This window comes from Mycolicibacterium arseniciresistens (assembly GCF_030519285.1).
GTDB classification, from domain to species: domain Bacteria; phylum Actinomycetota; class Actinomycetes; order Mycobacteriales; family Mycobacteriaceae; genus Mycobacterium; species Mycobacterium arseniciresistens.
The window spans coordinates 1-11,103 of sequence record NZ_JAUMSQ010000287.1; the positions used below are offsets into that span (position 1 = coordinate 1).

Below are 11,103 nucleotides of genomic sequence, written 5' to 3' on the forward strand. Positions count from 1 at the left end.
CGGCGGCAGCCGGTACCAGGCCGAGCGCAGGGCGGCCGTCTGCTGGGTGCCGCTGCGCCAGCTGCCGAGCACCGGGGTGCGGGCGGGATCCAGGCCGTAGGGCAGCCGGGCCCGCGAACCGTTGACGCCCGCCCTCGCCGTGGTGCCGCCCTCGGTTCCCGCCTCGCCGTCGGTCTCCAGACCGCTGTCCGCGGGAGTGTCGGCGAAGTTGGCCGAGCCCGGCTGGTCCATCACCGGGTCGGCGGACACGTCGGTCGGGATGCCGTTGGGGCCGAAGCCCCGGGCGGGTCCCGCCCCCAGCGCCGCACCGACCGGAACGCCGACCGGCTGCAGCAGCCCGGCGTTGATGTCCTGCTCCACCATCACGTCGTCGGCCAGCCCGCACGTCTTGCCGGTCAGCGCCTCCAGGTTGGACCGGCCGTTGCTCCACGCCGGGTACTGGTCGGTCATCGCCAGCGTCAGGGAGACCACCTCGAACATCACCAGCAGCCACGTCGCGATCGCCAAGGGGGACTGGATGATCCGCCGCCACTGCAGCAGGCCGCCGGCCTCGGGTGAGGTGTCGCGGCCGGAGAAGTGGTACCAGGCGGCGGCCAGCAGGGCGAGCACCGCCAGCCCGAGCAGGATCGTGCTGAAGCCGAATCTCCACTCCGGGAACGCGTTCGACCACGGCACGCCGAAATTCGAGACGTACCACCAGCCGTTGACGGTGGCGAAGGACAGCGCCATCACGAACAGCACGGCCGCGGCGAACATCGACCGGTTGCGGCGCGAACGCATCGCCGCGGCTGTCACCGCCACGGCGGCCAGCGCGCCGAGCGATCCGGCCAGCCCGGCGAACACCCCGAAGTGGTGCGTCCACTTGGTCGGCGTGAACATCATCACCAGGAAGGAGATGATCGTGATGCCGACGATGCGCCTGCTCGGACCGGCCGCGGTGCCGGGGATCCGGCCCTTGCGCAGCGTCATCGCCACCGACACCGCGAGGGCGAGCAGCAGGGTGAGCACCGCGAACCGGCGTGCGACCGAGCCGTCGGGGCTGAGGGTGAACAGCCGCTCGTAGCGGATGTGCTCGTCGAACCAGCTGAGGCTGGGTCCGATCGCTGACTTGAAGGAGCTGGCCTGGATCTCCGAGGCGAGCGTCTGGTCGCGGAAGACCAGGATGACCGTGACGGTGGCCGCGGCCAGGATGGGTGCCAGCAGCGCCAGGTAGCCGAACTGCGAGACATGGCGCGCCACAATGGTTTTCAACGGGCCGACGGCGACGAGCAGGGCGCCGACGGCCGCGATGCCGGTGGGTCCGGAGAACAGCGTGAGCGCGCCGATGATGATGGCGATGGCGACCGGGAGCAGCCTGCTGGTGGCCACCCCGCGTTCGACCGAGCACCAGGTCAGCAGGATGCCGAGGGCGATGATCGGCTCCGGCCGCAGCCCGTTGTTGAGCGGCAGCCAGAACGCCAGGAACAGCCCGGCCGCCGTCCACGCCGCCGCCGGGCTGGTCTTGACGGTGTGACCGAGGCGCGGGATCACCTCCCGGCTGATCAGCGCCCAGCACAGCACCCCCATCACCAGCGTGGGCAGCCGGACCCAGGCGCTGGTGGTGCTGACCTGCGCCCACAGCGCGAGCAGGTCGTAGTACCAGCCGAACGGCGCCTCGGGGGTGCCGAACCAGCGGTAGTAGTTCGCCATGTAGCCGGCATGCTCGGACACCCGGGCCATGGTGAGGATGTAGCCGTCGTCGGCGGTGTTGGCGCCGACGAAGTGCCACCACACCAGCACCGCGGTGACCAGGCCGTCGAGCGGCTTCACCCGCCACCAGCGGGCAGGGAGCAGGCGCCGGTGCCGCATCCCGTCGGCGGTGTCCAGGACGTGCAGCGCGCCGAGCGCGACCGCCGTCAGCACCACGCCGAGCAGCATGACCAGCGTCTTCAGCAGCGTGGGTGTGGTGCTGTAGCGGGAGTCGACGGTCGCGGAGAACTGCAGGCCGGGTGGCGCGCGGCCGGACAGGTCGGTGAACACCCCGACGATCTGCGGGCGGAAGTCGTAGCCGCCGCGTTCGCCGCGCAGCGGCGCACCCGGGTCCTCGTCGTTCGGGCCCTGGGTCAGCCCGACGAATTCGCCGGTCACCTTGTCGGCGTGCGCGGTGAAGGTCAGCTCCCGGCAGTCCGGCCCCAGCACCTGCGACAGCGGCGCGCTGACCACCGGGGTGTTCCGCACGATCACCAGCAGGTTGTTGTCCACCCGCTCGATCAGCAGCCCGCGGTCGATGGCCTTGGGCGCCTGCTTGGGCACCGTGGACACCAGCACGGTCCGGCCCGCGTTCTGCGGACCGACCAGGCCCGCGGCGGCCTGGCAGGGCACCGTGATGGTGAGGTCGGTGGCGACGTAGCCGATCAGCGGCGCGTCGACGCTCTGCAGCACGCCGTCCTGCGGCCAGTTGAGTTCGGCGGTGGTCTGCTCGACCGGCAGCAGCGGGGTGGCGATCGCCATCGCCGCGCCGAGCAGGCCGGCCACGATCGCGATGATGCGCGCGGTGCGGTGGTTACCGTTGCGCACCGCCTTGCCGACCACGGGGCTTGATGTTAGTGGCCCGGTTTCCGTGTCAGCCATCGACCGGTTTCCGGATCGCCAGGACGAACGGCCCGATCTCGCTGACCTCGAAGCGGGGGTCGTCGAACAGTGCGGCGTCGAGCGCCACCTGGTAGCGGCGCACGTTGGGCTGGTTGGGGTAGACGTCGGAGGCCAGCCGCAGCGTGTAGCTGTCCGCCGAACCGCCGGGGCCGCCGTGTCGCATCAGGAACACCGTCGGCGGATCCCACGGCAGCGCGTCGAGCGCCTCGACGAACTGGTCGGCGCCGGTCAGCGAGCTCCAGCTCTCGATGGCGTCCGCCCGCCGGTCGAACTGCGCCAGCGGGTTGGCGTAGTGCGACGTCAGTCCCTGGAAGCCGTAGTACGGGTAGAAGGACAGGAAGCTGTAGTCGGCGGTCAGCACGACGGTTTCGTGGCGGGGCCGTCCGGTGGTTTGCAGGATCTTCTCGTCGATCTCGCGGTAGTGCTTCTCGGCGCCGGGCGGGCGGCGGTCGGCCCGCTGTCCGTCGCCGCCGGTGTCGGTGTAGGCCACGGCGATGTCGGGCCGCAGCACGTCGGGGATGTCCTGGGTGAACGTCAGCGCGCCGATCACGCCCAGCGCCGTCGCCGTGGCCAGTAGCCGCCTGCTGGAGAAGCTGTCGGCGAGCCCGCGTGCGCCCTCGATGAAGCCGAAGGTGCCCGCCGCCGCGAGCAGCACCACCAGCGTCGGCTGCAGCCGGAAGGACAGCAGGGTGGTGCCGACGAGTGTGGTCAGCATCGACAGCAGCGACCAGGCGTAGACCGCCAGCACACCGGCGGCCAGCGCACCGGCCCGCACCGAAGTGCGGGCGCGCACGATCAGCCAGACGGTGCCCACCATGCACAGCGCGCCGAGCAGGGTGAAGCTCAGCATCGGGAACGACAGCTGGGCGCCGTCGGCCGGCAGGTAGTGCTGCGCCGTCCCCGTGCCGGCCGGGGACCCCTTGACCGCGGCGATCACGTACGGCCCCCAGTGGATCAGCGCGATCAGGCCGGACAGCACGGCGATCACGGCCAGCCGCAGCACCGGCTGCCAGCTGCGCCGGTGCACGGCGAGCGCCGCCCCCATAATGGCCAGCGTGAACGCGGCGAACCCGAACAACAGCGTGTAGAACAGCGCGGCAACGCCGAGGAACACCCCGACACCCACCACCGCCGCCCAACCGCCGTGTCGATTCCCCGGGTCAGCCCCCTGGCCTTCGGCCGGGAGGTACCCCCGTCGTTCCTGCCCGCCGCGGCCTCGATTTCGCCCCCGCAGCCCCGACCAGCCCAGCACGAACACCGGCGGCAGCAGCACGGCGATCACCGCCGCGTACGGCTCGGCCGGTGAATAGGCCAGCATCACCGCGGTGGTCGCGGCGGTGACGAGCACCGCGTACTCGAAGCGGATCATCGCCGCCCACAGCGCCAGCGCGATCGCGACCGCGATCGCGATCGACGTGATGGCCCACGGCTTGAACATCTCCCACGCCGGGGTCCCGGTCAGCGCCGCCAGCCGGCCGCCGATCCAGAACCAGCCCGACGGGTAATACGGCGGCAGCCCGATGTAGGTCATGTCGTGCGGGGCGGCGCTGTCGGTGAGCCGGGTCAGGTACTCGGTGCGGAACTGCTGGTCGACGGAGACGCCGAAGAGGTACAGCTTCGTCGCGCCGAGCGGCATCGCCAGCGTCACCACGGTGAACGCGGCCAGGAACACCTGAGCCGCCGGCCCGGCGATCAGCCTGCGGCCGCGGCGCCACAGCCAGATGGAGGCGAACAGTCCGGCCAGCGCACCGAACTGGCCGACAGTCGTCAGCGCGTGCAGCTGGTTCGACGAGTTGTAGGCGGGCCACTCGACCCGCGCTATCGCGACCAGCGACACCACCGACACCAGCACGGCGATCACCGCGGCGACCGCCATCTGACCGAGTGCGGCCAGCGCGCTGCGCACTGCCGACACCCTGGTCGCGCCGCTCGTGCCCACCGTCAGATCGGCAGCTTGCGGAAGATCGGCCGCGGGATGTGCCGCAGCACCATCATCACGAAGCGGAACATGCCCGGCGCCCACACGAGGTCCTTGCCCTTCGTCGACGCGGTGACGGCCAGCTCGGCGACGTCCTCCTTGTCGACGGTGAACGGCGCCTCCTTGGCCCCGGTGGCCTCCCAGTGCTTCATGGTCGTCGTCGTGCGCACCTGGCCGGGCCGGATGACCAGGACGCGAACCCCGTACTCGCGCAGCGCTTCTCCGAGGCCCAGGTAGAAGCCGTCGAGGCCGGCCTTGGTGGAGCCGTAGACGAAGTTCGACCGCCGCACCCGTTCGCCGGCCGCCGAGCTCATCGCGATGATCCGGCCCGAGCCCTGTGCCCGCATCTTCTCCCCGAGCAGGACGCCGACCGACACCGCCGCGGTGTAGTTGATCTGGGCGATCTGCACCGCCTTGCGCTGGTTCTGCCACAGTTCCTCGGCGTCGCCGAGCAGACCGAACGCCACGATCGCGACGTCGACGTCCCCGCCGCCCCAAGCCGCCTCGATGACTCCGGGATGGCTTGCGGTATCGACCCCGTCGAAGTCGATCCACTCGACGGACCGGGCGCCCGCCGCCGTCATCGCGGCGATCGCCCTGTCCTTGCCTGGGTGCCCGGGCAGGTCGGCCAGCACGATGCGGGCGCGGGCATTGCGCAGGTAGCGCTCGCAGATGGCCAGCCCGATCTCCGACGTGCCCCCGAGAAGCAGGATGGTCTGCGGATTACCAACGGCGTCGAGCACCATGCAGTACAGCTCCCAGCGTCAGGGTGGGTCATCGATCGGAACAAGCCAGTCAAGAGGGTACAGTGCCGCCTCTGCGGGCCCCGATATCCGTCCGCGCCGCCCCGGCGGCGCCGGTGCCGCGAGCTAGAGCAGTTCGAGGCGGCGCGCCATGTCGGAGGCGAACACCCCGTCGGGATCGACCCTGCGGCGCACCGCGATCCACTCGTCGATCCGCGGGTACATGGCGTGGAACATCTCCGCGGTGGTGCGGTTGTCCTTGGCCGTGTAGAGCCGGCCACCGAATTCGAGCACCCGCTTGTCGAGGCCGTTGAGGAACTCGTTGAGCCCGGCCTTGATCGGGAAGTCGACGCAGACGTTCCAGCCGGGGATCGGGAAGCTCAGCGGCGCCTGGTTGCCCGGGCCGAAGAGCTTGAACACGTTGAGGAACGAGTAGTGCCCGGAGCGCTGGATGTCGACGATGATCGCCTTGAACTCGTCGACGGCCTCGGTGGGCACCACGAACTGGTACTGACCGAAACCCGCTGAGCCGTAAGCCCTGTTCCACTCACCGAACATGTCGAGCGGGTGGTAGAACTGCGTCAGGTTCTGCACCTTGCCGCGGTAGGTGCCCGATTTCCGGTACCACAGCTCGCCGATCGGCCCGAACGTCCACTTGTTCGCCAGCCCGTTGGGAAACACGTCCGGGAACGTGAGCAGTTGCGGCGCATCGAATTTCAGCGGATTCTTCTGCAGTTTCTCCGGCAGCTGGTCCAGGCGCGCCAACGAGCCGCGGGAGATGGCGGCACGGCCCAGCTTCGGCGGCGCGCTGATCGCGTCGAACCAGGCGCTGGAGTAGGTGTAGTTGTTCTCACTGCCGTCGCTGTGGAAGGCGACGGTCTCGTCGAGGCCGGCGGTGACGTCGCCGTCGGCGATGAAATAGGCCGTCTCGGTCGGCGTCATCGCGATCCTGGCGCGCAGGATGATGCCGGTGAGACCGTTCCCGCCGACGGTCGCCCAGAACAGGTCGGCGTCCGCGCCGTCCGGGGTGATGGTGCGGATCTCGCCGCTCGCCAGAAGCAGGTCCATCGAGCGGACGTGGTTGCCGAAGCTGCCCGCGCTGTGGTGGTTCTTGCCGTGGATGTCACAGGCGATCGCGCCGCCGATGGTGACCTGGCGGGTGCCTGGCAGCACCGGCACCCACAGCCCGAGCGGCAGCGCGGCACGCATCAGCTGGTCGAGGTTCACCCCGCCGTCGACGTCGACGACGTGGGTGTCGGAGTCCATGGAGTGGATGCGGTTGAGCGCATTCATGTCGACGACGAGGCCGCCGCCGTTCTGCGCGTTGTCGCCGTAGGAGCGGCCCAGGCCGCGGGCGATCACGCCGCGCTCACCGGCCTCGATCACCGCCTTGGCGATCTCGTCGGGCTCCGGGGTGGACAGCACGCGGGCCACGGAGGGTGCCGTACGGGCCCAGCCCATCAGCCTTCTGCTCGTCACACCAGTCGTCCCAGACATCGTGACGAGGGTACCGCCCGCGCCGCGGGGCGCAGCCAGGTAATTGGTGCGCCGACCCCGGTGGCGGCGCCGGTAACCTCGATGACCGAGGTGGGGAGCCCTGGCATGCTGCTGAGCGACATCGACTCGTGGAACGTCGGTGCGCTCAACTCCATCGCCACAGAACTCGCCGGCGAACTCAAGACGGTCGAGGGCGTGGCGACCGACCTCGACCTGATCTCCCGCCTGCCCGGCTGGGATTCGCCCGCCGCCGACGCCGCGCGGGGCAAGATCGGCGAGAGCAAGGGCAAGGTGCTCGACGACGCGGCGGTGATCGGCGCCGTGGCGCAGTTGGCCGAGGAGACCAGCGCCGCGGTGGCGACGCTGAAGTCGCAGCTGGAGGAGGTCCGTGCCGCGGTCGCGGCGCAGGGCGGGATGCTGACGCTCGCCGACAACGGCGACGTCACCGTCCACGGCTCCCCGGACACCCGCGAGGAGCTCGCGCCGATCGCCGAGGCGCTGGAAGCCCGCGCCAAGGCCCTCATCCATCAGGCGCAGGACATCGACGCCGACTGCGCGGAGGTGTTCACGAACCTGTCCGAGGGCGACATCACCGCGGGCGGCGCCACCGACTTCGCAGGCGCGCAGCAGCAGGGCCGCGACAACTCCGGGCTGTCGGCGCCCTCCCCGCCGGAGGGCGAGGCCGCCACGCCGCAGGACGTCAAGGCGTGGTGGGACGCGTTGTCGACCGACGAGCAGAACAGGGTCAAGGCCGAACACCCGGAGTGGATCGGCGATCGGGACGGGGTGCCGGTGGAGGTGCGCAGTGAGGTCAACGTCGCCCAGCTCGACGCCGAGATCGCCGAGGCGCAGCGCGACGTCGACAGCCTGCCGCCCCGCGACCAGTGGCTTCGCGAGAACGGCGGCCTCGGTCCCGGCGGCTACCTGCAGGAGCGCAAGTACGACGACATGAGGGCCCAGAAGGAGGGCCGCCTGGCCGAGCTGCGGGGCCTGAAGGACTCATTGGCGCAGAAGACCGAGGGCGAACCGCCGAAATACCTGATGCTGCTGGAGTTCCCGGAGGGCCGTGAACCGCTGGCCGCGGTCGCCGTCGGCAATCCCGACACCGCCGAACACGTCACGGTGACGGCCCCCGGGGTCGGCACGACGCTCGACAGCATGCCCGGGATGGTCGGCGAAGCCCAGGCGCTGCACACCGAGATCGGAGCACAACTGGACCTCGCCCAGGTGAGGAACGAGGAGGTGGCGACCATCGCCTGGCTGGGCTACGAACCGCCGCAGGCCGACGACATCTCGATCGTGGAGGCGGGTTTCGACCGCCGCGCCAACGAGGCGGCGCCCGACCTCGCGGAGTTCTACCGCGGCATCAACGCCACCAACGAGCACGGGTCCGAGGTGAACCTGTCGGCGTTCGGCCATTCGTACGGGTCGCTCACCACGGCGCAGGCGCTCAACGAGCTCGGCGAGACAGGTGTCGTCGACAACGCCGCCTTCTACGGGTCGCCCGGCCTGGGCTTCACCGACGAGGTCATGACGGAGTACCACGGCAACGTGCCGTATCAGGCGCCGGTGCCGATCGGCGACGAGTCGGACCTCTTCCTCGCCGACGGCCACGCGTACGTGATGTCGGCGCCCGGTGATCCGATCTCCGGTGATCCGAAGCTCTGGGGAGTGATCCCGTACCCGTCGGCCGGTGACCTCGGCGCATTCGGTCCCAACCCGCTGACACTGCCGCTGGAACAGCTGTCGTCGGACGCCACCGTCACCCACGACGGTGTGCCCCGGCCGGGCGCGGTCACCCACTCCGATTACCCACGATCGGTGGAGGTGCCGGGTTACGAGCTGCCACAATTGCGCACGCCTGCGTACAACCTCGCGATCATCGGGGGCGGTTTGGCGGACGTCCCACTCGACAACGGAGACGACAGGTTGGTGCGATGACGAGGCGACTCTCGGCCGTGCTGTTGGCGCTGTTCCTTTCGGGCTGCGGCGGCGGCGATGACGGTGGCGGCACATCCCCCACGGCGACTGAGGAGGTTCCGGTGACAAGCCTCGACGCTCTCCCCGACATCGATGAGACCAGGGCGCAGATGCTCGACCTGATGGAGCGGGTGAAGAACGAGGTGGTCCGGCTGGTGCCCGCGAGCGCGCCGTGGACATGGAACCGCACCGAGTCCGCCACCGACTGCACGCAGGAGGGCACCGGGGAGAAGGGGTTGTCGTTGAGCACCCGCAACCTGATCTCCGACATCTCCTTCGACGACGCTCAGTGGGCACAGGTGCTTCCCGCGGTGCGGCGGGTGGCGGCCGAGGCCGGCCTGACCGAGGTCTCGCCGATGGTCGATTCGTCGCGCAACCACGACGTGCAGATCAGCAGCGAGGACGGTCGCACGCTGCGCATCGGATCGAAGGAGGCCTCCTTGATCAAGGGCTACATCGGCTGCCGCCGGAAGGCCGGCGGGGGTGCGCCGTGAGTGAGATCGAGGTGGACACCGCCGAGGTGCGCCGCTCGGCCGACCAGATGGCCGTCGTGGCGCAGGAGGCGTCGTCGAGCCGCTCCGGAGTGGCCGACAGCATCTCGGGTCAGACGGCGGCGTGGAAACAGGCGGGCACCCCGGGCTTCTCGAGGTTCGTCGGCATCCTGGAGGAGCAGGCCGAGCGGCTGCGCACCGACCTCGACGGCCTCAGCGACAAGTTGCGCGCGGCGGCCGACGTCTACGACCAGCAGGACCGCGAGGGCGGCGAGGCGCTGGACAGCACGGTCGGCGGCACCGACTAACGCAACCGGAGTCATCCCCGCGTCGCTACGCTCTCAGCGCAGGCGGAAGATCACCGTCCGCTGCACCACGAAGTTGATCACCGTCGCCGTGCCCTGGGCGATGACGAACGCGACCGGCACCCGCCACGCCTTGTCCTCCCAGAGCGTGAAGAACGCGTAGTTGATGCCGACCTGCGCGACGTAGGTGGTGGCGTACAGCGCGCACACCGCGAGGAACCTCGCCCGGCTGGGCGGCGCCTGGAACGTCCAGCGCCGGTTGATCAGGTACGCCGTCGTGGTGCCCGCGATGAAGCTCAGCGTCTTGGCGACGTTGACGTGCAGACCGAGTTCCAGCAGCAGCACGTAGAGGCCGAAGTCCACCACCGCGGACAGCCCACCGGTGACGAGGAAGCGCCAGACCTGGGTGCGCAGCGACATGCCTGCCGGCATCGGGGGTTCGGCCACCCGGGCAGCTTACGGGGTGACTACGGCCGCAGCGTCTCGGTGAGCACGCCGCACAGCGCGTCCACCGCAGCCGGGAACGCGTGGTCGGCAGGGGTGCCGAAGCCGACGATGATGCCGTCCGGTTCGGGCACGTCCGGGCCGGCCTGCGGATGCCGCATCCGGGTCAGGCCGGCCACGCCGACGCCCGCTTCGCCGGCCCGGTGCAGCACCTCGTGTTCGGTGCCGTCGGGCAGGGTGAGCAGCAGGTTGATTCCGGCCGACATCCCGCGGATGCCGACGTCGAACGGGGCGAGCCGCTCCACCAGCGTGTCGCGGCGCCGGCGGTAGTGCAGCCGCATCCGGCGGATGTGCCGGTCGTAGCGGCCGCTGGTGATGAAGTCGGCCATGGTGAGCTGCGCGATGGCGTCGACGTAGAACTGTTCGCCGCCGGCGGCGTCGAGCACCGGCTCGAGGAGGTCGTCGGGCAGCGCCATCCAGCCCAGCCGCAGCGCCGGAGACAGGCTCTTGCTGGCCGAGCCGAGGTAGACGACGCGGTCGGGGCCGAGGCTGTGCACCGCGCCGACGGGCTGGCGGTCGTAGCGGAACTCCCCGTCGTAGTCGTCCTCGATCAGGTACCCGCCGGTGCGCTGCGCCCAGTCGACGACGGCGGCGCGTCGGGCCGGGTGCAGCGGCATGCCGTGCGGATTGTGGTGGGCCGCGGTGAGCAGCACCGCGGAAGTGTCGATGTCGTCGAGTTCGGCGACGCGGGCGCCGTCGTCGTCGAGGCCGATCGGCACGGTGTGCCCACCGAGCGCCTCGATGGCCTCGCGAAAGATGAAGAGGCCGTAGGCCTCCACGGCGATCGGCCTGCCCGGCGATGCGCGGGAGAACACCCGGGTGAGCAGTTCGACGCCGTGCCGCACGCCCGCGGTGACGACGATCGTCTCCGCAGAGGCGCGGACCCCGCGCACGCGGGCCAGGTAGTCGGCGAGTGCCTCGCGCAGTTCGGGCCTGCCGCGGGCGTCGCCCATCCGCAGCGCCTCGGTCGGCGC

The 11,103-nt window shown here is 70.5% G+C and carries 9 protein-coding genes; 3 read left to right on the plus strand and 6 right to left on the minus strand.

Annotation, left to right across the window (positions count from 1 at the left end; genetic code table 11):
• The 4 genes from Q2100_RS25745 to Q2100_RS25760 all read right to left on the minus strand — a co-directional run.
• Positions 1–2,610 (minus strand): arabinosyltransferase domain-containing protein (locus Q2100_RS25745; protein WP_302916348.1); only part of this gene is annotated, 2,610 nt, incomplete at its 3' end.
• On the minus strand, positions 2,603–4,537 hold the full coding sequence (locus Q2100_RS25750) for a galactan 5-O-arabinofuranosyltransferase (RefSeq protein WP_407667693.1): 1,935 nt from the start codon (positions 4,535–4,537) through the stop codon (positions 2,603–2,605). The genes Q2100_RS25745 and Q2100_RS25750, both read right to left, overlap by 8 nt.
• Before the next feature lie 35 nt (positions 4,538–4,572).
• Positions 4,573–5,355: a decaprenylphospho-beta-D-erythro-pentofuranosid-2-ulose 2-reductase gene (locus tag Q2100_RS25755; protein WP_264014897.1), complete on the minus strand. Its 783-nt coding sequence runs from the start codon at positions 5,353–5,355 to the stop codon at positions 4,573–4,575.
• 123 nt (positions 5,356–5,478) lie between these two features.
• Positions 5,479–6,849, minus strand: coding sequence for a decaprenylphosphoryl-beta-D-ribose oxidase (locus Q2100_RS25760; protein WP_302916349.1), 1,371 nt, complete (start codon positions 6,847–6,849; stop codon positions 5,479–5,481).
• A 105-nt stretch (positions 6,850–6,954) separates the two neighbouring features.
• Between Q2100_RS25760 and Q2100_RS25765 the strand changes: the two genes are divergently transcribed.
• From Q2100_RS25765 to Q2100_RS25775, 3 genes are read left to right on the plus strand one after another with little or no spacing between them, the layout of a single operon-like run.
• Positions 6,955–8,790 (plus strand): alpha/beta hydrolase, encoded by a 1,836-nt coding sequence (locus Q2100_RS25765; protein ID WP_302916350.1) that lies wholly within the window; start codon positions 6,955–6,957, stop codon positions 8,788–8,790.
• A complete protein-coding gene (locus Q2100_RS25770; protein WP_302916351.1) occupies positions 8,787–9,323 on the plus strand; it encodes an LppA family lipoprotein in 537 nt (178 codons plus the stop codon). The genes Q2100_RS25765 and Q2100_RS25770 overlap by 4 nt, the downstream gene beginning before the upstream one ends.
• Positions 9,320–9,628: a type VII secretion target gene (locus Q2100_RS25775; protein WP_302916352.1), complete on the plus strand. Its 309-nt coding sequence runs from the start codon at positions 9,320–9,322 to the stop codon at positions 9,626–9,628. Before Q2100_RS25770 ends, Q2100_RS25775 begins: the two co-directional genes overlap by 4 nt.
• A 33-nt stretch (positions 9,629–9,661) precedes the next feature.
• Here Q2100_RS25775 and Q2100_RS25780 read toward each other — a convergent pair whose 3' ends face one another.
• Complete coding sequence (locus tag Q2100_RS25780; protein ID WP_302916355.1) at positions 9,662–10,057, minus strand: GtrA family protein; 396 nt, start codon at positions 10,055–10,057, stop codon at positions 9,662–9,664.
• 35 nt (positions 10,058–10,092) lie between these two features.
• Positions 10,093–11,103 (minus strand): aminotransferase-like domain-containing protein (locus Q2100_RS25785; RefSeq protein ID WP_302916353.1); only part of this gene is annotated, 1,011 nt, incomplete at its 5' end.